At 68.5% G+C, this 20,891-nt stretch carries 18 protein-coding genes; 7 read left to right on the top strand and 11 right to left on the bottom strand.

The features are described from left to right. Positions 1-30 precede the first annotated feature (30 nt). Positions 31-729 carry a fumarylacetoacetate hydrolase family protein gene (locus tag LGN19_RS04555; protein WP_226213389.1) on the top strand — a complete coding sequence of 233 codons (699 nt, stop codon included), beginning with the start codon at positions 31-33 and terminating at the stop codon, positions 727-729. Positions 730-792: 63 nt separating this feature from the next. Here LGN19_RS04555 and LGN19_RS04560 read toward each other — a convergent pair whose 3' ends face one another. From LGN19_RS04560 to LGN19_RS04575, 4 genes are all read right to left on the bottom strand, one after another. Beyond that, entirely contained in the window at positions 793-1,518 is a 726-nt protein-coding gene (locus LGN19_RS04560) for a DUF4303 domain-containing protein (RefSeq protein ID WP_226213390.1), read from the bottom strand. After that, positions 1,496-2,707: an MFS transporter gene (locus LGN19_RS04565; protein WP_226213391.1), complete on the bottom strand. Its 1,212-nt coding sequence runs from the start codon at positions 2,705-2,707 to the stop codon at positions 1,496-1,498. Before LGN19_RS04565 ends, LGN19_RS04560 begins: the two co-directional genes overlap by 23 nt. A gap of 227 nt (positions 2,708-2,934) precedes the next feature. After that, entirely contained in the window at positions 2,935-4,500 is a 1,566-nt protein-coding gene (locus LGN19_RS04570; RefSeq protein ID WP_226213392.1) for a trypsin-like peptidase domain-containing protein, read from the bottom strand. 1,084 nt (positions 4,501-5,584) lie between these two features. Then, a complete protein-coding gene (locus LGN19_RS04575; protein WP_122947251.1) occupies positions 5,585-6,199 on the bottom strand; it encodes a DUF3304 domain-containing protein in 615 nt (204 codons plus the stop codon). A gap of 372 nt (positions 6,200-6,571) precedes the next feature. Between LGN19_RS04575 and LGN19_RS04580 the strand changes: the two genes are divergently transcribed. Further along, positions 6,572-7,129, top strand: a complete 558-nt coding sequence (locus LGN19_RS04580) for a sugar O-acetyltransferase (protein WP_122947252.1) — start codon at positions 6,572-6,574, stop codon at positions 7,127-7,129. An 18-nt stretch (positions 7,130-7,147) separates the two neighbouring features. Here the strand turns inward: LGN19_RS04580 and LGN19_RS04585 are convergent, their stop codons facing one another. Further along, positions 7,148-7,552 (bottom strand): hypothetical protein, encoded by a 405-nt coding sequence (locus LGN19_RS04585; protein WP_226213393.1) that lies wholly within the window; start codon positions 7,550-7,552, stop codon positions 7,148-7,150. Positions 7,553-7,641: 89 nt separating this feature from the next. Then, positions 7,642-9,114, bottom strand: a complete 1,473-nt coding sequence (locus LGN19_RS04590) for a PLP-dependent aminotransferase family protein (protein ID WP_174956142.1) — start codon at positions 9,112-9,114, stop codon at positions 7,642-7,644. 194 nt (positions 9,115-9,308) lie between these two features. Here LGN19_RS04590 and LGN19_RS04595 point away from each other — a divergent pair, with 194 nt between their 5' ends. Then, a complete protein-coding gene (locus LGN19_RS04595; RefSeq protein ID WP_226213394.1) occupies positions 9,309-10,511 on the top strand; it encodes a GNAT family N-acetyltransferase in 1,203 nt (400 codons plus the stop codon). A gap of 24 nt (positions 10,512-10,535) precedes the next feature. Here LGN19_RS04595 and LGN19_RS04600 read toward each other — a convergent pair whose 3' ends face one another. Continuing rightward, positions 10,536-11,015 (bottom strand): DUF3331 domain-containing protein, encoded by a 480-nt coding sequence (locus LGN19_RS04600; RefSeq protein ID WP_226213395.1) that lies wholly within the window; start codon positions 11,013-11,015, stop codon positions 10,536-10,538. Positions 11,016-11,053: 38 nt separating this feature from the next. Continuing rightward, positions 11,054-12,265: a CynX/NimT family MFS transporter gene (locus tag LGN19_RS04605; protein ID WP_226213396.1), complete on the bottom strand. Its 1,212-nt coding sequence runs from the start codon at positions 12,263-12,265 to the stop codon at positions 11,054-11,056. 618 nt (positions 12,266-12,883) lie between these two features. Between LGN19_RS04605 and LGN19_RS04610 the strand changes: the two genes are divergently transcribed. The 4 genes from LGN19_RS04610 to LGN19_RS04625 all read left to right on the top strand — a co-directional run bounded on the left by LGN19_RS04610 (position 12,884) and on the right by LGN19_RS04625 (position 18,091). Further along, entirely contained in the window at positions 12,884-13,948 is a 1,065-nt protein-coding gene (locus tag LGN19_RS04610; RefSeq protein ID WP_043184432.1) for a 2,3-butanediol dehydrogenase, read from the top strand. Positions 13,949-14,402: 454 nt separating this feature from the next. Further along, positions 14,403-16,340, top strand: coding sequence for a sensor histidine kinase (locus LGN19_RS04615; RefSeq protein WP_226213397.1), 1,938 nt, complete (start codon positions 14,403-14,405; stop codon positions 16,338-16,340). Between the two features lie 142 nt (positions 16,341-16,482). Further along, positions 16,483-17,139, top strand: a complete 657-nt coding sequence (locus LGN19_RS04620; RefSeq protein ID WP_226213398.1) for a VC0807 family protein — start codon at positions 16,483-16,485, stop codon at positions 17,137-17,139. Positions 17,140-17,224: 85 nt separating this feature from the next. Further along, positions 17,225-18,091 (top strand): CPBP family intramembrane glutamic endopeptidase, encoded by an 867-nt coding sequence (locus LGN19_RS04625; protein ID WP_226213399.1) that lies wholly within the window; start codon positions 17,225-17,227, stop codon positions 18,089-18,091. Between the two features lie 20 nt (positions 18,092-18,111). Here the strand turns inward: LGN19_RS04625 and LGN19_RS04630 are convergent, their stop codons facing one another. The 3 genes from LGN19_RS04630 to LGN19_RS04640 all read right to left on the bottom strand — a co-directional run bounded on the left by LGN19_RS04630 (position 18,112) and on the right by LGN19_RS04640 (position 20,867). Continuing rightward, the gene (locus tag LGN19_RS04630) at positions 18,112-19,092 is read right to left on the bottom strand and encodes an aldo/keto reductase (protein ID WP_174956148.1); all 981 of its coding nucleotides are present in this window, start codon (positions 19,090-19,092) and stop codon (positions 18,112-18,114) included. A 175-nt stretch (positions 19,093-19,267) separates the two neighbouring features. Then, on the bottom strand, positions 19,268-19,939 hold the full coding sequence (locus LGN19_RS04635; protein ID WP_043184423.1) for a MarC family protein: 672 nt from the start codon (positions 19,937-19,939) through the stop codon (positions 19,268-19,270). Positions 19,940-20,066: 127 nt separating this feature from the next. Beyond that, positions 20,067-20,867 carry an enoyl-CoA hydratase-related protein gene (locus LGN19_RS04640; RefSeq protein ID WP_175219751.1) on the bottom strand — a complete coding sequence of 267 codons (801 nt, stop codon included), beginning with the start codon at positions 20,865-20,867 and terminating at the stop codon, positions 20,067-20,069. Between the last annotated feature and the right edge of the window lie 24 nt (positions 20,868-20,891).

Raw genomic sequence — 20,891 nt, forward strand, 5'->3', positions numbered from 1 at the left:
ATCCGTCTTCCCACCGAACGAGGCCATCCGATGTCCGCTTATGTCATCGACGCTGCCGAGCGTCCTTCCGTCGAAGTCGAACAGTCGTCCGCGCGCTTTCCGCTGCGCCGCGTCTTCTGCGTCGGCCGCAACTACGCCGACCACGCGCGCGAAATGGGCGCCGACCCCGACCGCGAGCCGCCGTTCTTCTTCACGAAGCCGGCCGACGCGATCGTCCCGGCCAGCGGCACCGTCGCCTATCCGCCGCTGACGAACGACCTCCATCACGAAATCGAGCTGGTCGTCGCGATCGGCAAGGGCGGCCGGTCGATCGACCCGGCCGACGCGCTGTCGCACGTATGGGGCTACGGCGTCGGCGTCGACCTCACGCGCCGCGACCTGCAGGCCGAAGCGAAGAAGCTGAGCCGTCCGTGGGACTGGGCGAAGGGTTTCGACGCATCGGGCCCCGTGACCGCGCTGCGCGCGGCGTCGGCCACCGGCCACCCGGAAACCGGCCGCATCTGGCTCGCGGTCAACGGCGAAACACGCCAGCAAGGCGACCTGGCCGACATGATCTGGGCCGTGCCCGACGTCATCGCATATGTGTCGCGCTCGGTCGAGCTGAAGGCCGGCGACCTGATCTTCACCGGCACGCCGGCCGGCGTCGGCGCGCTGCAGCCCGGTGACCGCGTCACGGGCGGCGTCGACGGTGTCGCGACGTTCGAGTTCGTCGTGGGCGCGAAGCCGTAAGCCGTCACGCTGCACGCATGGCAGCCGCCATTCCGGGGCCGCCGTGCGATATCTGTATGGCCGTCAGTCGTAGCGGCGCAGGAATGCGTCGACGACGGCCGGTGGATTCAGCGCTTTCGCCGATTCGTTTTCCAGCGCCTCGGCAGCGTCGTCGTCGCTGATCGACACGAACAGCGTGATCGCCGCCCTTTCATCGTCCGTGCCGAACAGGCCTTCACGGTCGAGCAGGCGCAACGCCCCGATCATCTCGGCGTGCAGTTGCCGCGAAAATTCCGAGAATCTCGACCGGACAAACTGCGGGCTCAACAAGTCGTCGGCGAGCTTGCCGCAGATCGCATTGAACGGCGACGCTTCCGCCGCCGCATACGCCCATTCGGAAAAGCCCCACGCATGCCACGGGTCGTCGTCCGGAACAACGCCCTGTTGCTCGCGGGTCCGGCGCAGCCCCTCGACCGAATTGGCCGCCGGCACCACCGTCATCGCGCCGCTATCGGTATACAGCGCAAACGCGTAGAAATGCTCGTCCGGGTACTGCGCCCGCAGCGCCCGGAATGTCGCTCTCGCGGCGTCGGCAATTTCCCGCTGGAAATCAGAAAAGTCGCTCATCACGTCCTCGTCCAGTCGCCCTTCGCGCGTCGGGGAGCATGCGGTGCGCGGCGGGTTCGTCGTCTCCCGGTGTCCGGGCGATTGTCCGCCAATCGCCCGCGACACGATAGCGCGCCCGCTCCGGTGCCCGGTTCCGGGTGGTGAGGCCGCGCACCGGCGTTCACCGCCCCGCGTCCCGCGCATCGAACACTCGCACGCAGACGGCCGCCGCCAGCGCGATCGCGGCCGACAGCAGCATCATCGCCAGCGGCGCATAGCCCGCGTTGCCGGCCGTCAGCACCGCGCCGGTCAACGACGAAAGCGCGGCGCCGCCGGCGATCGTCATTGCACCGGCCAGCCCCGACGCGCTGCCTGCCAGTTCCGGGCGCACCGACACCGCGCCGGCATGCGCACCGGGATTGGTCAGCCCGTTGCCGATGCCGACCAGCACGCACGGCCCGAACCATGCGATCGCCTGCGTCGCGCCACCGAACATCAGCGCGAGGCCGATCAACGGCCCTGCACACGCGACGACCCGTCCGCACAGGATCGTCGTGGCCAGCGCGTAGCGGCGCGCGTAACGCGCGGCCAGGAAGCTGCCGCACACGAAGCCGGCCGTGATGGTTCCCATGTAGATGCCGATCTCCGCGGGCGCGATGCCGAACACCGTTTGCGCGGCGAGCGGCGCGCCGGCCAGGAACGCGTAGAACGAGCCGGTCGAAAACGCCATGCAAAGCGCATAGGCCCAGAAGCGGCGCGCACGCAGCAGCGCCGGATACGAGCGAAGCTGCTGTCCGAGGCTCGACGACCGGTTCGCATGGGTTTCGACGAGATCGAACGCACACCAGACGAACAACGCGACGCCCGCCGCGCCGAGCAGCCAGAAGCTCGCGCGCCAGCCCAATGTCTGGTCGAGCGCGCCGCCGAGCGTCGGGCCGAGCATCGGCGCGAACGCGGCCGCCATCGCCGCATAGCCGATCCGGCTTGCCGCGCGCGCCCCGCCGCCGGTGTCCCGGATCGTCGCCATCGACACGGGGTAGACCGACGTGATCGCCGCCTGCATCAGCCTGCATGCCAGAAACACACGAATATCGGTCGCCATCGCACAGCCGAGCGAGCCGAGCGCGAACATGCCGACGCTCGCCAGCACGACCGGCCGCCGCCCGAACCGGTCCGACAGCGGCCCCATCACGCACTCGAGCGACGCGGCCACCGCCGCGTAGCCGCCGAGCGACAGCGCGACGAGCGCGTAGTCCGCGCGCAGGTCGCGCGCGATCGCCGGCAGCGACGGCAGGAACAGGCTCAGCGGCAGTACCGCGCACGCGCACAGCAGGATCAGCGTCGCGTGTCTCGGCGACGCCCGTTCGGCAGCGATCGGCAGGTTCGATTGCAAGCGGATACCCTCCGCGCGCGGGCCGCACGGCCGTGCGCAATGCAAAAAAAAGCCCCCGAACGAGTCGGGGGCGCATGGGTGCCGGCGCGGTGCCGCTACCGGACCCTGCGCCTGCTGACTACTACGATGAAGCGTGCTGCTTTCATGCCGGATGGCTCCTGAATGCCTGGTTGACTGCGTGCGATATCGGACGATGGTAGGCGGACGATGCCGATCACGTCAACGCCCTAACGCGCGCGCACCGACACGAACTTCCGCGCGTTGTTGCGCTGGATCAGCACCGCGATCACGCTGCCGCCATTCGCTTCGAGCGCCTGGACGTCGTCGGGCGTCTCGAGCAGCGTGTCGTTGAGCTCCAGCACGACATCGCCCGGCTGGATGCCCGCGCTGGCCGCCGGGCCGTGCACGGCATCCACCATCATCCCGACCGCGAGCCCCGTCGAACGGCGCTCGTCGTCGCTCAGCGCATGCATCGTCAGCCCGAGCCGGTCGCCGCCGTCGCCCGCCACGGCGCCCGGCCCCGGTCGTGCAGCCGCCTTCGGCGCGGCCATGACGACGGCCGGGCCCGCGCTGCCGGCGGCCTCGTCGGCGCCCGTGATCGTCAGCATCACCGGCGCGCGGTTGCGGATCAGCCGCAACGGCGCCTTCTGGCCGGGCGGCAGCGCGGCGGCCAGGTCGTTCAGCTCGGCCGAGCGGCCGATCGTCTTGTCGCCCAGCTTCACGATCACGTCGCCGGGCCTCACGCCGGCCGCGGCGGCCGGCGAGCCGGGCGCGACGCCGTTGACGAGCGCGCCCGCCGGACGCGGCAGCCCGAACGCCGCGGCCAGCCCGATGCCGACATCCTGCACGTCGACGCCGATTGCGTTGCCGGACGACGCGTCCGGCGCCTGGGGCTGTTGCGCCTGCATCTGCTTCTGCAGTTGCGCGCGCACCTTTGCGGCAAACGCGATCGGAATCGCGAACGTCGTGCTCGCGTAGCGGTCCGTGCCCGTATAGACCTGCACCGCGATGCCGATCACGTCGCCCGCGCGATTGAATACCGGGCCGCCCGAATTGTCGGGGTTCGGCGCGATGTCGGTTTCGAAGAACGGAAACGCGCTGCCGTCCGGCATCCGGTGCGACGTGGCGCTGACGATGCCGGCCGTGACCGTGTTGCCCGATCCGTCCGGCGCGCCGATCGTCATCACCGGCTCGCCCGCGCGCACCTTCGACGAATCGCCGATGTGCACGAACGGCAGCTTCTTCCCGTCGATCCGCAGCACCGCGACGTCGCTTTGCGGATCGACGGCCAGCACGGTCGCCTTGAATTCGCGGCGGTCGGTGAGCCGTACCGTCACGTCGGTCGCGTCGTCGACCACGTGCGCCGAGGTGAGGATCAGGCCGTCGGCGCTGACGATGAAACCCGAGCCGCTGCCCGATACCGCGCGCGGCGACGTGTCGGGTGCAGGCGCCTGCGCCTGCGGGCCTTGCGCGGGCGGCGGCGCGTCGTGCCGGAAGAACGCGGCGAGTGGATCGTCGGGATCGAGGATCGCGAAGGACGGGCCGCCGGCCTGCTGGTCGGGTGCGGCGGTCATGATGGTCACGACTGCCGGGCCGTAGCGGTCGACGATCGCCGGAAAATCGACCGGCATCGCGTAAGGCGCAGCAGCCGGCCGCTGCTTCATCGGGTGTGGCGGGACAGGCGGCGACAGTGTTCCGGCTAGGACGGCCGGCGGGGGCAGCAAACAACCGGCAAACACGCCCCCGATCAACGCGGTGCGAAGCACGGCGCGAGCAAGCGTCTGGCGAACCACGGTGCACCTCCCCCGGGAGTCACGGCGCCGACATGCGCGAGACGCGCAGGCGCCCGACAAGCCCCGGTACACGCATCCATTTATAGTCCAAGCGGCCTGTTCGAACATACGAATCGAAACCCGAATACGGGGCGGCGCGGCACGCGCGGAGCCGCGACGGCGTTCGTTTCGAACAAAGTGCGCGGTTCGTCAATCCGCACAAGTCCGATTGTCGTGCATGGCGATGGGCGGTGCGTGTCAGGTGGCGCCATGGATGCGCGCCACGTTGAGCTTCGCTCGACGTGGATGTCGACGATCCCCGGGACGCGAGCGATCGCCCACCGTCACATCGAATCGACCGTGTGGGCTTCCGCCAGCGTCTGCAGGCGTCGACCGAGATCCCGGACCGCGCCGGCCGGCGCCCCTGACACGACAACGCACAGGTTCTTGTAGATCCACACGAGTCCGAGCCCGGGACCGGCGATCGAGCTCTGGACCGACACGCTTCCAAGCGGATCGGGATCCGTCTCGAACGGCACGCGCTCGATCGTCGGCGAAGTTGTCTCGTGGAGAAAATAATCCGCCGCCTTGAAGCGATCCTTGGCCTGCGCAACCGTGATCGACACGCGTGCGCCGTTGAACCGGCCGTTGAAGACAAATATCCGGAAATCCCTGAGCGGCCCGGTTTCGTCGACAGGCTGTTCGACACGCTCGATCGTCAGCGCGTTGAACCCCGGGACGCGCTGCGTCGCGAGCTTGCCCCAGTCGAACGCGACGATCTTCCGGCCATCGTCGGTCGCGAACTTCCGGTCGAAATCGATGTGCGACTTGAATGCGTCGACACGCGCGGTCGGACTGAAGGCTCGCCGAATGGCTGCGGCTCTTTCATCCGCGCTCATGACGTTTCCCGATGCCGGCGCCTGCGCATGGCTCGAGCCGACAAGAATGGAACAGAGCAACAGACCGATGGCATGCACTTTCATTTCGCCGCTCCTGCGCCGGGCAACGTTTTTATCGTCGTCATGAAGCCCGCGAAGCATCGCATCCTGCGCGCCGGGAATCGCTACGCCGGCATCGGGCCGCTCGGCGGCCGCAAAACGAACACTCATCTCGCGGCCCGCACCATGCTGTGGTCCGGTGTCGGGCAGTCGCGGCTGCTGTTCAACACCGTGAAGTGTCCCGGACACGCCTTGCTCGGGACCTGCAATCCTTCGGGAAATTCCGGTGCGCCCGGCAGCCACGGAGACGCGTATGCCTTGATCCTGTCCCCCGGGAAAAACACGATCCACAGATAGCCGTCCGAGAACGAACCATACGGCTCGACCGGCACGACCCGGCTAGCCACTGCATTCGGATTGCGCCTATACATCTCGTCGTTGCGCCATTCGACCTGGACCGTCAATCCCGGGCGCCATTTTTGCGGAACGGACACACAGCACATGATGCTGCCGCCGGCGCTGCCGATACGGGCGGCCACATTGCCGCCCCAGGTGCCGTCGACAGAGTAGGTACCGATCGGCACGTCCGTGTAGTTCAGCGCGTTCAGTTTCAGCCCGATCCCGGCATCCTCGCCGCCGGGCCGCGCGGCCTCATCCGCCGCCGTAGCGGCTTGCTGATCCGCATGATCCGTCGCACGAGAGCACCCGGCTCCCGTCACGCAGGCCGCCAGGAAAACGGCCAGACGAACGACGGTCATCACCGATCCGGCTCGCACATTCATGACGCGATTCCCTTGTCGGCATCCCGACGTGAAATCGAAAGCGATACGGTAGCGGAAATCACCGGCAACGGGTAAGGTTACCCGCGCGCGCTGCCACCCGCGCGTCCATCCCCGCCCCCCCACTCCGCGATCGCCGTCACCAGCCGCAACATCGGCTCGAACGCGACAACGCAAGGTGATGCGCGTACTGCGAGTCGCACGGCTTCGTCCGTGCGGGGCTGTTCCCGAAGCCGGGCCCCGGCGGTCGCGTCTGGTCGCTGTACGACAAACCGGCTCGTTGACGGCCGTCGGCTAAGCACTGCCGGCCCTCCCAAAACGCGCGGCGCAGCGTCCCCCCCGAACAGTGAATGCCGACAGACAGGAAACCCGTGCATGCCGAATGACGACCGCAGCCTCCTCATTCCCCGAAGAACGCCCGAATCGGCGACGATGCTCGCGAACGTCAAACGCGCGATGGCGCTCACCGCCCGCCTCAACCGCCTGTCGTTCGACGATGCGGACGAAGTCCGTGCGCTGTTCGGCGAACTGATCGGCAAGCCGGTCGACGACAGCTTTCTGCTGCTACCACCGTTCTACACGACCGGCGGGCCCGACATCACCGTCGGCCGCAACGTGTTCGTCAACCAGAACTGCACGTTCTACGATCTCGGCGGGCTCGACATCGCCGACGACGTGATGATCGGGCCGAACGTGAGCCTCATCACGTCCGGCCATCCGCTGGAACCGTCGAAGCGGCGCGCCGCTGTCGTCGCGAAGCCGATCGCGATCGGGCGTAACGTGTGGATCGGCGCCGGCGCAACGGTCATCGGTGGCGTGACGGTAGGAGAAAACGCGGTGATCGGCGCAGGGGCCGTGGTCACGCGGGACGTGCCGCCGAATACGCTGGTGGGCGGTAATCCGGCGAAGGTCATTCGGTCGATTGGTGATTGAAGCCGCGTAGCGCGGCGCCTACTTGAGACACCAGTAGCGCGCCGCAAATTCCTTGTTGATCGATACGACGACCATCCCGTTCGCATTGCGCGGCGGCTTGCCTTCCGAGCAGCGAGCGTTGTCCGATACGAAATACTCGACATTGCCGCGCTTGAACGTCCAGTCGGTATTGACGCACGGATCGGTGCCGACCGTTTCCTCCGTGCCGCCGTGCACCTCGACGTCCGGCTTGCGATCGGCCGAGTGTGGCTTGTTCCAGGCCCGGTAGTTCAGCGTACCGTTCGCGGCGCGGTCGATCACGATGTGATGCTTGTCGGTATTGCAGATGAATCCGTCGTGGGTGACTTGCGCATGGGCGGCAGCGGTGGCCAGCAATGCGCATGCGGTACCGGCGAGCGCAATGAATCTGTAAGGCGTGAGCACGTTCGATCAGGAAAAGAAGGTGAAATCGGAGGCGATACGGTAGCGGAAATCACCGGCGACGGGTTGGGTTTCCCGTGCCCGCCCCGCCCTCAATCTCCGCCTACCCGCTCCGCGATCGCCGACAGCATCCGCAACATCGGCTCGAACGCATCGGCCGACGTATTGCCGAATCCGAGCACGAGCCCGTTGCCGGCCGATGCCGCATCGATCGAAAAACCCGACAGCGGAAACGGCCCGATGCCGTGCTCGCGCGCCGCGTCGACGATCGCGCGATCGCGGTAGCGCGCGGGTAGCCGCAACGCGAGATGCAGCCCGCACGGCCCGCCCTCGATCTCGTGCGGCACACTCAGGTTGCCGTCGAGCGCGGCCAGCAGCAACCGCCGCCGGTCGCGGTACAGCCGGCGCATCCGGCCGAGATGACGGCCGTACTCGCCGGTCTCGATGAAATCGGCCAGCGCGAGCTGCACATGGCGCGTGCCGCCGCGCAGCATCTCCGGCAGCACCGGCCGCACCGCGGCCAGCAGCGCATCGGGCAGCACGAGAAAGCCGATCCGCAGCGCCGGAAACATCGTCTTGCTGAACGAGCCGAGATAGACGACGGGCGAATCCGGTGCGAGCCCGTGCATCGCGCCGATCGGCTCGCCGGTATGACGGAATTCGCTGTCGTAGTCGTCCTCGATGATCCATGCGCGATGCCGGCGCGCGGCATCGATCAGCGCGAGCCGGCGCGAGATCGACAGCACAGCGCCGGTCGGGAACTGGTTCGACGGCGTCGTGTAGACGAGGCGCGGCGTCCGCTCGCGCCAGTCGTCCGCTTCCGCGCGCAGCCCTTCCGCGTCGACCGGCATCGGCACGACGTCGAGGTCGGCCGCCTGCATCGCGGTGCGCGCGCCGCGATAGCCGGGCTCCTCGACCCACACCGTATCGCCCGGGTTCGTCAGCAACTGCGCGCACAACGCGATCGCGCCCTGTGCGCCTTCCGTGATCACGATCTGCTCGGGATCGCAGCGCACACCGCGCGTCACGGCCAGGTGGCGCGCGATCGATTCGCGCAGCGCGCGCTCCCCGAGCGGGTCGCCATAGCCGAGCAGGTCGCGGCCGGTGCGTCGCAGCGAACGGTCGATCGCGTGGCGCCATGCGTCCGCCGGGAAATGCGTCAACGCGGGCACCCCCGGCCGGAAGCCCTCCGATTCGCCGGTGCCGATGCGGCTCGGGCGAATCCGGCCGAGCCGCTGCGCGACGGCCGGCGGCGCGGCACGCCGGCGCGGCGGCGCCGGCCGCGACAACCCGACCACGCGCGTGCCGCGGCGATCGGACTGCAGGAAGCCTTCGGCGACGAGTTGCTCGTAGACGGCGGCCGTCGTGTTGCGCGACACGCCGAGCGTCTCGGCCAACGCACGCGTGCCGGGCAGCCGCGTGCCGGCCGGCATCGTGCCGCCGAGAATCGCGTCGCGCACGCGGCGCAGCAACTGGCGTTGCAGCGAAGGCGCGCCCGGCGTGCGCGCCAGCGGCGCGTCGAGCGGCAGCAACGGCGCATCGCCGGAAGGAAGGACTGTCGTCATCGGAACATCGCAGCGTGAAAGTGTCGGCACTGGCGGACAGCCAGTTGCGTACGGCTCGTGGTTCGTGGTTCGTGCCCTGAAATTCGTGGCACCATAAATTTGCCGATCTCTGGCGCTTCTCATGGTACCTCGTCACGACTACGATCGTCTGCATGCCGGCATGTCGCCGGCCGCCAACCGAAGCGAGATCGACCTTGTCCACGCTCACCAACGCTTTCCAGCAGCCCATCGGCCACCCCGTTCCCGACTGGTCCGCGCGCCCGCGGCCGGAGCGCATCGTCCTCGAAGGCCGCTACTGCCGGCTCGAACCGCTCGACGCCGAGCGCCACGCGGCCGACCTTCACGCCGCCTACGCCCAGGCGCCGGACGGCAGCGACTGGACCTATCTCGCGCACGGCCCGTACGCCGACGAATCGAGCTACCGCGACTACGCGCGTACCGCCCAGGCGAGCCCGGATCCGCTGCACTACACGGTGATCGACCGTGCCACCGGCCGCGCGGTCGGCACGCTCGCGCTGATGCGCATCGATCCGGCCAACGGCGTGATCGAGGTCGGCTCCGTCACGTTCTCGCCGCTGCTCAAGCGCACACCCATCTCGACCGAAGCGCAGTTCCTGCTGATGAAGTACGCGTTCGACACGCTCGGCTACCGGCGCTACGAATGGAAGTGCGACGACCTGAACATCCCGTCGCGCAAGGCCGCCGCACGGCTCGGCTTCCGCTACGAAGGCACGTTCCGGCAGGCGATCATCTATCGCGGCCGCAATCGCGACACCGCGTGGTTCTCGATCATCGACGGCGAATGGCCGGACGTCCGCGCCGCGTTCGACGCATGGCTCGCCCCGGAGAACTTCGACGCGCAGGGCGAGCAGCGCCAGTCGCTCACCGCGATCCGTCACGCACAGGCGAGCGCGCGCGATGCAGCCAGCCGCGCGCACGACGCGACGCGCGTCACGGTGCGCCCGCTCGTCGCCGCCGACGAAGCCGCGTGGCGCCCGCTGTGGCAGGGTTATCAGCAGTTCTACGACACCGCGCTGAGCGACGCGGTGTTCGCGACGACGTGGGCCCGCCTGATGGATCCCGCCGAACCGATGTTCGTGCTCGGCGCATTCGACGCATCGGGCGCGCTGGTCGGGATCGTGCATTCGATCTACCACCGCTCGTGCTGGACCGAAGGGCCCTACTGCTACCTGCAGGATCTCTACACCGCCCCCGACGCACGCGGGCAAGGCGCAGGCGGTGCGCTGATCGAAGCCGTGTACGACCATGCCCGCGAAGCCGGCGCGAGCCGCGTGTACTGGCTCACACACGAAACCAACACGACCGCGCGCGCGCTGTATGACAAGCTCGCAAACAACGCCGGATTCATCCAGTACCGGCACGACGTGAAGAAGTAACGCGGCGCTGCAGCCGGCCCGCGTTCAACCGGGCACGTCGGCCGGCACGCGCGCGTCGTCGCCCTCCGGGGCGGCGTCACGTGCCGCGCCGGTGGCACCCGGCACCGACGCCGGGCGGATCATCTCGTCGCCATTGGCCGGCACGGGCCGCCGCACCGGCCGGAACACCGGCTCGCCCGGCTCGATCGACTGCCCCGAGATCGCGCAGCGGCCCGGCTGCAACGCGATGCGCAAACGCCAGCGCTGTTCGCCGTAATGGCAACGGCCGCTCTCGACCCAGCGAACCAGCAACGCGTTGTCGCCGGCCTCCAGCACCGTGACGAACAGTTGCGGACGCAATGGCGAGACGGCCGCCGCCGCGTGCTCGGGAACCGGCACCCGGCCGATCGTCACGAGCGGATGCGCGACGCCGTCACATGGCGGCATCGCATCGTGTTCGACCCATGCCGGCGCATCGCACGGCTGGTCTTCTTCGCAAATCAGGCTTTCCATGGTGTTGAGCATGCTTGACGGATTTCCGTACAGGTTGAACGGCGCCGCGCTCAGCGCCGGCCCATCGGTTCGCGCAGCAGCGACAGTCCGATCGCCGCACCGGTGACGGCCGCCGCGAGCATCAGCCCGATGCCGCCCGACCAGCCGAAGGCAGCGACGATCGCGCCGATCGCCAGCGGCCCGATCACCTGTCCGAGATAGTTGCCCTGCACGACCCAGCCGATACTGAGCGGCGCCAGCGACGGCGTCGGTGCGGAGCCGGGCGCGCACGCGAGGATCGTCGCGGGCAGCATCCCCGCCATCGCCGAGAACGCAAAACCCAGCGCGACCGCGAGCGGTGCCGGCGTGGCCGCGCTGAACAGCCCTGCACCAGCCGCGCCGATCGCGACCGACGTCGCGGCCATCACGATCCCCGGCCGTGCGCCGCGCGACAGCAGCCAGCCGGCCGTCAGGTTGCCGATCACGCATGCGGCGACGATCGCCGCGCTGATCAGCCCCGCCGCGCCGACCGCGACACCGAGGCGCTGCATCAGGAACACCGGCAGGAACGTCATCGCGGCGAAGAACTGCACGTTGTAGATGGCGAATCCCAGCGCGAGCAGCGTGGTCGACCGCGATGCGAGCACGTCGCGCAGCGCGGGCCCGATGCGCGGCGCGGCGGCCTGCCGCGACGGCACATCGACGGAGGTCGTGACGGGCACCGCGGCCGCCGCCACGAGCGTCAACGCCGCGGCCGCGAGCCAGCCGTTGCGCCAGCCGCCGAGCAGCGGCCCGACCAGCATCGACAGCGCCATGCCAACCGGCATGAACGTGCTCCACAGCCCGAACGCGAGCGTGCGCCGCTCGGGCGGCGTCACGCGATTCAGCACGGCCGGCGCGGCGACCACCACGATCACGAACCCGAGCCCTTCGGCGAAACGCGTGACCAGCAGCAGCGCGAAGCTGCCGGCCGATGCGCCGGCAACACTCGACAGGCCGAGGATGACGAGGCCCGCGATCAGCAGCAGCCGGTCGCCCCAGCGCCGCACCAGCACGCCGGCCGCGATCCCGCCAAATACGCCGACGAACGGAAACACCGACATGATCCCGCTCAGCGAAGCGAGCGAACCGCCGAACTCGTGCTGGAGCGACGGCAACGCGATCGTCGCCTTGCCGACGTGCAGCGCCGACACGATGCTCGCCAGCACGACGTTCGCGACGGCGGCCTGGTAGCGGCGCGACGGCAGCGTGGCGGCATCGGCCGCGACAGGCGATTCGGTCATCTCCACCTCGGTTGAAGCGGCCGCGTGCCACAGGATCCGTCACGCGTCCGCGATCGGACTGGCGCACATGATACAAATTGAAGTTCACTTCAAGTAAAGGGGTAATGTGCGCAACGATCCGTTCCGTCGATCGCGGCAATCGGCCGACAACGCGGCGCGCAGCGTGTGTGGCTCGTGTCGACCGCGGCCGGTCTGCCGCTTTACCGCGCCGCCGGGTTCACGTTGCTCGCACCGATCGCGGTCGACGAAGTGATCGCCTGAACGCGCGTCGAACCGCGTCGAACCGCGCCGGCCATCGCCGCGCGTCTCGCCATTCGTCTCATTGCGCTGAGACGAATGTCCCAGCGTCTCATCCGGCTGGCGGTTTTGCTTACGCAGCAAATTCCACGCCACACCCCTCGCCATCCCTCCCTATCAACGGACACAGCGATGATGCATTGCGCCATTCCCTTCCCGCCCAGCCGCCGCCCGGCGCCCCCACTCAAGCTGGCCCCGTTCCTGCATACCGGTCTATCGCGCAATCGCGCGACGGGCACGCCGGCAGCCACGCCTTGCGCCCGACGACAACCTGATGGAGACAGCAACGTGAGTACACCGGCATCGACCACCGCCCTCAGCATGAAAGCTGCCGTCTGGCACGGCCGCCACGACATCCGCGTCGAACAGGTTCCCGTTCCGGCGCGCCCGCCGGCAGGCTGGGTCACGATTCGCGTGCACTGGTGCGGGATCTGCGGCTCGGACCTGCACGAATACGTCGCCGGGCCCGTGTTCATCCCGGTCGACGCGCCGCATCCGCTGACGGGCCTGAAGGGCCAGTGCATCCTCGGCCACGAGTTCAGCGGCGAGATCGCCGAACTCGGCGCGGGCGTGACGGGCTTCGCGGTCGGCGACCGCGTGACGGCCGACGCATGCCAGCATTGCGGCACCTGCTGGTATTGCAAACACGGGCTGTACAACATCTGCGAGAACCTCGCGTTCACCGGGCTGATGAACAACGGCGCGTTCGCCGAATACGTGAACGTGCCGGCCGAGCTGCTGTACAAGCTGCCCGACGATTTCCCGACCGAGGCCGGCGCGCTGATCGAGCCGCTCGCGGTCGGGCTGCATGCGGTGAAGAAAGCCGGCAACATCGTCGGGCAGACGGTCGTCGTGGTCGGCGCAGGCACGATCGGCCTGTGCACGATCATGTGCGCGAAAGCCGCGGGCGCCGGGCGCGTGATCGCACTGGAAATGTCGGCCGCGCGCAAGCAGAAGGCGCTGGAAGTCGGCGCGAGCGTCGTCATCGATCCGAAGACGTCGGACGCGATCGCGGAAGTCAAGGCGCTGACCGGCGGCTACGGCGCCGACGTGTCGTTCGAGTGCATCGGGCACACGACCACCGCGAAGCTCGCGATCGACGTGATCCGCAAGGCCGGCAAGTCGGTGATGGTCGGCATCTTCGAGGAGCCGGCGCCGTTCAACTTCTTCGACATCGTGTCGACCGAGAAGGAAGTGATCGGCTCGCTCGCGTACAACGGCGAATTCGCGGACGTGATCCGCTTCATCGCGGACGGCCGCATCGACGTGCAGCCGCTCATCACCGGGCGCATCGCGCTCGGCGACATCGTCTCGCACGGCTTCGAGGAACTGGTCAACCACAAGGACCGGAACGTGAAGATCATCGTTCAGCCCGCCGCTGCCTGACCGCTCGCACGGCCGCGGCAGCGATTCGCGCCGCGGCACGCCTGCTGCCGTATCGCCCTGAAGCGTCGCCCGTTCACGGGCGACGTGCCTGCCTGCCGGCACGCCCCCCCCTGCACGCCCCCCTCCCTGCCTTGCTGCCGTCGTCCGAAGCGGACTCGAAGCCGCGTACCGGTCGGGCACGACGTTTCAAAACATTCGGAATCCAAACCATCCACCGTCACGCGCCACGGGCCCGGTACGCGATCAGGGTTTCTCCGGATCAAGCGCGATTCGTTCGATGTCGACAGGACATTGACGCAAGGCGATCCTGTGCCAGGCACGATCAGGCTTCCCGGCCGGGATCGTTGCCGCCCCGTGAAGGCGGCTCCCTCCCCCACAAAAACCTTACGGCGTCACGGCGCAGACAGGCAGAGAATACGGGCCCACCCGGGATAGCTTGCAAACATGGTGTGTCATGAATCGATCATTCTCGTTTAACCGAGAACACGCATACAACATTCGATCGCTGACGATCCAGCAGAAGACGCACATCGGCTTCGCACTCGTCACAACGCTGCTGGCCTTGCTGTGCGGCACGATCATCTGGGGGAGTTTCCGGCAATACCGGCAGGAGAACGCCGACCTGCAGAGCTTCGAATTCGTCCGCGGTGCGATGCGCGCCGCCAACGTGATCTCGGCCGAGCGCGGCCCGACGAACAACCTGCTGGTCCGCCTGCAGGACGACGGCGCCACCGAGGCCCGCAACCTGCTCGCCGCGCGTGCGCGTTCCGACCGGGCGCTGGAACGCTTTCACGCCGGCATCGCGCAGGCGACCGCGCTCGACGATCGCGAACGCGGCAAGCTGCTGCAGGCACTCGACTCGGCCCGGATGACGCTCGCCGATGCGCGTGCGGAAGTCGATGCACTCGACGCGCGGCCGCTCGCGTCACGCACCGTCGACGATATCCAGCACGCACAAGCACACCTGTTCCGGGTCGTCGACACGCTGTCGCTGCTGATCGACGGCGCGATGACCGACACCGCGATGCGCGCCCCGCGCACGTCGGGTGCGATCCTGCTAGCGCGGCTCCTCGGCGATCTCCGGGAATACGCGGGCCGCACGGGCTCGCTGCTCATCGCGCCGATGTTCGCGCGGCAGGCGCTCGATCGCACGCAGTTCGCGGACATCATGCGGATGCGCGGCCGCATCGAGCAATTGCGCGCGCTGATCGACGGCGCGATCGGCGCGCAACTCGACGACCCCGACGTGGCACGCGACTATGCGCAGCTCAACACGGCCTTCGACGCGCACATCCTGCCGCTCGTCGACGCGACGGTCGCCAGCGGCCGGAACGGCGCCTATACGATGAGCGCGGCCGAGTTTTCCCGCGCGATCGTGCCGCATTTCCGGCCGAGCGAACTGCTGCGCGACCGCGTGATCGACCTGGCCCGGCGCCGCGCGATCGGCGACCGGAACGCCGCCCGGATCAAGGTCGGGTTGTCGTCGTTCGCCACGGCACTGTGCATCGCGATCCTGGTCTCGCTCGCGCGCGCCACGCAGCGGATGCTGTCGAAGCCGCTCGATGCGCTCGGCCGCCGGATCGTCGCACTCAGCGACGGCGATACGTCGCACGTCGCGATGCCGCGCGGCATCGGGCCCGAGATCTCGCGCATCCATGACGCGCTGGAAACGTTGCGCAACGCGACGGTGCGCCGCGACATGCTCGAGCGCCAGCGCAACGACATGCTGACGCTGTTCTCGCACGACATGCGCGCCCCGCTGACATCGCTGATCATCCTGATCGACACGCAGGCGCACCGGGCGGGCGATGCACCGATGAAGCTGCAGTTCGCGAGAATCGGCAAGCTGGCGCGGCACACGCTGGCCATGGCCGACGGGTTCGCGCAGCTCTCGCGTGCGGAGGCCAGCGAATACGAACGTGTGCCGGTCAACCTCGCCGACCTGATGAACGAGGCGCGCGACGCGGTGTGGCCGCTCGCGCACCGGAAATCCATGTCGATCGACGACGTGCCGCGGCGCGACGACACGATCGTGCTGGGCGACCCGGCGCTGCTGTCGCGCGCGCTGATCAACGTGCTCGACAACGCGATCAAGTACAGCGCGCCGCTGACGAGCGTCGAATGCAAGGTCGAGCCGGGTGCCGACGGCACGACCGTACGCTGCACGATCCGCGACAGCGGGTGCGGGATCGGCAGTGCGGACCAGATGCGGCTGTTCGAGCGCTACCGGCGCTTCCGCACCGCCGGCCAGCCGGAAACCAGCGGCGTCGGGCTCGGCATGGCGTTCGTCAAGGCAGTCGTCGAGCGGCATGAGGGCAACATCCACGTGCACAGTGTCGTGCTGCAAGGCACCACGGTCACGATCACGCTACCCGCGGCGGCGAATCCATGACGATGGCGCCACCGGCAACCGGCCGCTGCGACGCCGCAGCCCGGCCCGTTTCTTCGATATACTGGACCGAACCCTTTTCGGGGCAACCGGGGGCCACCACGCCCTTTGAACGTTCGCCCCAACCTGCGTGGAATGGCGCACCGTGAAACCGCGAGCCGGACTGATTCTCGAACTCTTCGTCAACCTGGTGCTGCCGTGGGTTGCCTATCGGGCCGCGCAGCCGTATTTCGGCGAAACCGGCGCGCTGTACGCATCGGCGGTCCCGCCGATCATCTGGTCGATCGTCGAATTCATCCGCTCGCGCCGCGTCGATGCGGTGGCGGCCATCGTGCTGCTGGGCATCGCGCTGTCGATCATCGGAATGGCGCTCGGCGGCAGCCCGCGCACGTTGCTGATGCGCGAGTCGCTCGCGTCGGGCACGATCGGCGTCGTGTTCCTGCTGTCGCTGTTCCGCGAACGCCCGTTGATCTTCTATCTCGCCCGCGCCACCGTGGCCCGCGAGATGGACGGCGGCGCCGCGCATTTCGAAGCCGTCTGGGACGCGCAGCCGGGGCTGCGGCAGATGCTCCGGCGGATGACCTTCGTCTGGGGCGCGTTCATGACGCTGGAAATGCTGCTGCGCCTCTGGATGGTCGTGACCTGGCCGGTCGAACGCGTGCTGGTCGTGTCGCCGATCATCGGCTATGCCGTGTTCGGCTGCCTGCTGATGTGGACGTTCTGGTACCGGCGGCGGATGCGCGTGCGCAACAGCGTCCATATCCCGGGTCGCGACGGCGTCACCGAAACCGCCGGCCGCTGACCGCTGACCGCGCCCGGCCGGCCGGCATCGCAAGACGGCTGCTGTATGATGCGCGGCGTCTCGTCCGACGAATGCCGCGCCTGTCATGTCCCTTTCGCTCCTTCCGTCCGCCACGATCTGGCTCGCCCTGTTCGCGGCCGCCGCGTTCGCGTGGCATCGCCCGCAGCACGGCCTGAGCGTCTGCCTCGCCGCGCTCGGCTATGCGTGCGCGCTGGCGTTCGGCAAGCTCGCCCCGCTCACGCTGGCGCCGCTCGCGTTGCTGGCCGCGGCCGCCTGGGGCGTGATGCCCGAGCGTCCGCGCGCGGTGCGCATCGCCGCGCATGTGGTCTTTGCCGCGCTCGCGATCGCGCTCAGCCTGCACCTGATTCCCGGCTTCCACAATCCGCGCGTGATCGCCGCGACGCGCTTCACGCCGGATGCCGTGCCGTTCACGATGTACCTGAATCTGGACAAGCCGCTCATCGGCCTGTGGCTGGTGTGGGTGCTGCCGTGGGTCGCCCCCGACATCCCGCTGTCGCGCGCGCTGCGCACCGGCGCGGTGGCGGCCGTGGCGACGGCGGCCGCGTGCCTGGCCGGCGCGCTAGCGTTCGGGATGGTCGGCTGGGCGCCCAAATGGCCGCCGTCGGGCTGGCTGTGGCTCGTCAACAACCTGCTGATCGTGACGCTCGCCGAGGAAGCGCTGTTCCGCGGCTATGTGCAAGGCGGCCTAACACGCGCGCTCCGCGCGTTCGCATGGGGGCCGTGGGCCGCGCTGGTGATCGGCGCGGGTCTGTTCGGCGCCGCGCATGCGGCCGGCGGCTGGCAATGGATCGTGCTCGGCACGGTGGCCGGCATCGGCTACGGCCTCGCATGGCGACGCGGCGGACTGCTCGCGTCCGCGCTCGCGCATGCGGGGCTGAACGTCGTCCACTTCGGCCTGTTCACCTACCCGATGCTCGCCGCCGCGCGCTGACGGCCGCGCGGCGCTGCCGCTCAGTTGATCCCGGCGACCGCGTGCGGCACGTACGGGCGTTCGAGCGTGGCAATCTCGTCGCCGGTCAGTTTCAGCTCGAGTGCGGCGAGTGCGTCGTCCAGCTGCTGCGGCTTCGAAATGCCGACGATCGGCGCGGTGACCCCGCGCTTCTGCGCGACCCACGCGAGCGCGACCTGCGCACGCGGCACGTTGCGCGCCGCCGCGATCGTCGCAACGGCGTCGATGACCGCCTTGTCCGACTCCGCCGTCGCATCGTAAAGGCGCTGGCCGACCGCATCGCTCTGCTGCCGTTCAGTCGACTCGTCCCAGTTGCGCGTCAGGCGGCCGCGCGCGAGCGGGCTCCACGGAATCACCGCGATCCCTTCGTCTTCACACAGCGGCAGCATTTCCCGCTCTTCTTCCCGATACAGCAGGTTCAGGTGGTTCTGCATGCTGACGAAGCGGGTCCAGCCGTGCTGCTTCGACGTGTGCAGCGCCTTCGCAAACTGCCACGCGAACATCGACGACGCGCCGATGTAACGTGCCTTGCCGGCTTTCACGACGTCGTGCAGTGCCTCGAGCGTCTCCTCGAGCGGCGTGCCGTAGTCCCAGCGGTGAATCTGGTAGAGATCGACATAATCGGTGCCGAGCCGCTTCAGGCTCTGGTCGATGTCCGTCATGATCGCCTTGCGCGACAGCCCCGCGCCGTTCGGCCCCGGCCGCATCCGGTAGAACACCTTGGTCGCGATCACGATCTCGTCGCGCTTCGCGAAATCGCGCAGCGCGCGGCCGACGATCTCCTCCGACGTGCCGTCCGAATACATGTTCGCGGTATCGAAGAAGTTGACGCCGGCTTCGACTGCCCGCTGGATGATCGGGCGGCTCTCCGCTTCCGGCAGCGTCCACGGATGCGAGCCGCGTGACGGTTCACCGAACGTCATGCAACCCAGCACCAGGTTGGACACTTCCAGCCCTGTCGATCCGAATTTCACGTATTCCATTGCACGCCTCGCCATTGAAGTTGAGCTGACGGCCGGATGCGCGCCGCGCATCCGCCGGACCGTCGCATGGTATCGCGGGTGGCGAAAAGGCGTGCGGCGTCGCCGCATCGTGCGAAGGGAGTAGTTGTCAGCGCGAGGTCGTGCGGGGCGCCGGTTGCACGGCGGCGCCGGCCGTTTACTTGACCTGGTCGGCGATCGGCTGCAGGAACGCGGAAAAGCCGGTCAGCATGATCTGCACGCCGATGCACAGCAGCAGGAACGCCGACACGCGCTTCGCGACCTTGGTGCCTTCGCTGCCGAGGTAGCGCGACAGCAGCGCGGAGCGGCTGTAGACCTGCCAGATCACGATCGCAACCAGCACGGAGACGGCGATCGACACGATGCTCGACAGCATGAACTCCGACAGCTTGTGCGTGCGGTTCGCGTTCAGCGCGATCGCGGTCGCGATCGAGCCGGGGCCGACCGTCAGCGGCATGGTCAGCGGGAAGAACGCACGCGTCATGATCGCGTTCGCGTCGATCGGCTTGACCGGTGTGTCGCCGCCGCCCGGGCCGTCGGGTTCGTTCAGCATCTGCCAGCCGGCCACTGCAACCGCGAAGCCGCCGCCGATTCGCAGCGCTTCCATCGAGATCCCGAAGAAATGCAGCACCGGCGTGCCGGCGAAGAACGCGACCATCAGCACGATGAACGCGTTGAACGCGACCTTCCTCGCGAGCAGATCGCGTTCCTGCTCGGTGAGCGCCTCGGTCCGTTCAAGAAACAGGAACGCGATGCCGATCGGGTTGATGATGCCGATCAGGCCGGTGAAGCCGAACAGGATCTCGGAGATAAGGCGGTTGACGATCATCGGATGAAGAATCGGTCGGGGCTGGGCCGGCAGCGCGCCGGGGGTCACGCATTGTAGAGCAAGCGCCCGCGCCCGAGCCGCAAATTGCGGCCGGGCCCGCCGCACGGCCGATCGTCGCCGTTTTCCGTTACTCGGCGCCCGCCTCCCATGCCGGCGGCCGCTTCGCGAAGAACGCGGCGAAGCCTTCCTTCGCTTCCGGTGTCGCCCGCACGCGCGAGATCGTCTGCGCGGTGAACGCCGCACGCTCGTCCGACGGCGGATACTCGCCGATCGCGTCGAAGAAACGCTTGATCTCCATCAGCGCGTTCGGGCCGTTACGACCGAGTTCGGCGATCGTTTTGTCGAGCGCTTCGTCGAGCGCATCGAGCGGCACGGCCTGGTGGATCAGGCCAATCGCGACCGCCTCGCCGGCGGCGAGCTGGGTCGCCGTCAGCGCGAGCCGGCGCGCCTGGCGCTGGCCGACCGCCTCGACCAGATACGGGCCGATCACGGACGGCAGGATCCCGAAGCGTGCCTCGCTGACCGAAAAGCGCGCGTGATCGCTCGCGATCACGATGTCGCACGCCGCACACAGGCCGACGCCGCCGCCGAACGCATGGCCCTGCACGCGCGCCACCGTCGGCTTCGGGCATTGCCGGATCGCGCGCATCATCGCGGCGAACCGCTCCGCATCGCGCAGGTTCGTGGCCGCATCGTTCGCGCTCGCGCGCTGCATCCACTGCAGGTCGGCGCCCGCGCAGAACGCGCGGCCGTCCGAGCGCAGCACGATCGCGCGCACATCGTCGCGTTGGCCGAGCGTGGTGAACGCATCGGTCAGTTCGGCGATCATCGTCTCGTCGAACGCGTTGAGCACGTCGCCGCGCTGCAGCGCGACCGTTGCGATGCCGCGCGCATCGACCGTGACGGCCAGGGTCTTCAATCCATCCATCGAACAGGTTTCCTCGGGTAGAAC

It is taken from the genome of Burkholderia sp. AU30198, from assembly GCF_020419825.1.
Taxonomy (GTDB): Bacteria; Pseudomonadota; Gammaproteobacteria; order Burkholderiales; family Burkholderiaceae; genus Burkholderia.

Bases quoted from the DNA above. Each gene is read 5' to 3' on its own strand.
- LGN19_RS04635 (WP_043184423.1), bottom strand. From the start codon at position 19,939: ATGATCGTCAACCGCCTTATCTCCGAGATCCTGTTCGGCTTCACCGGC.
- LGN19_RS04560 (WP_226213390.1), bottom strand. From the start codon at position 1,518: ATGCGCGGGACGCGGGGCGGTGAACGCCGGTGCGCGGCCTCACCACCC.
- LGN19_RS04630 (WP_174956148.1), bottom strand. From the start codon at position 19,092: ATGGAATACGTGAAATTCGGATCGACAGGGCTGGAAGTGTCCAACCTG.
- LGN19_RS04605 (WP_226213396.1), bottom strand. From the start codon at position 12,265: ATGACCGAATCGCCTGTCGCGGCCGATGCCGCCACGCTGCCGTCGCGC.
- LGN19_RS04555 (WP_226213389.1), top strand. From the start codon at position 31: ATGTCCGCTTATGTCATCGACGCTGCCGAGCGTCCTTCCGTCGAAGTC.
- LGN19_RS04575 (WP_122947251.1), bottom strand. From the start codon at position 6,199: ATGAATGTGCGAGCCGGATCGGTGATGACCGTCGTTCGTCTGGCCGTT.
- LGN19_RS04610 (WP_043184432.1), top strand. From the start codon at position 12,884: ATGAAAGCTGCCGTCTGGCACGGCCGCCACGACATCCGCGTCGAACAG.
- LGN19_RS04580 (WP_122947252.1), top strand. From the start codon at position 6,572: ATGCCGAATGACGACCGCAGCCTCCTCATTCCCCGAAGAACGCCCGAA.
- LGN19_RS04625 (WP_226213399.1), top strand. From the start codon at position 17,225: ATGTCCCTTTCGCTCCTTCCGTCCGCCACGATCTGGCTCGCCCTGTTC.
- LGN19_RS04600 (WP_226213395.1), bottom strand. From the start codon at position 11,015: ATGCTCAACACCATGGAAAGCCTGATTTGCGAAGAAGACCAGCCGTGC.
- LGN19_RS04640 (WP_175219751.1), bottom strand. From the start codon at position 20,867: ATGGATGGATTGAAGACCCTGGCCGTCACGGTCGATGCGCGCGGCATC.
- LGN19_RS04590 (WP_174956142.1), bottom strand. From the start codon at position 9,114: ATGACGACAGTCCTTCCTTCCGGCGATGCGCCGTTGCTGCCGCTCGAC.
- LGN19_RS04615 (WP_226213397.1), top strand. From the start codon at position 14,403: ATGAATCGATCATTCTCGTTTAACCGAGAACACGCATACAACATTCGA.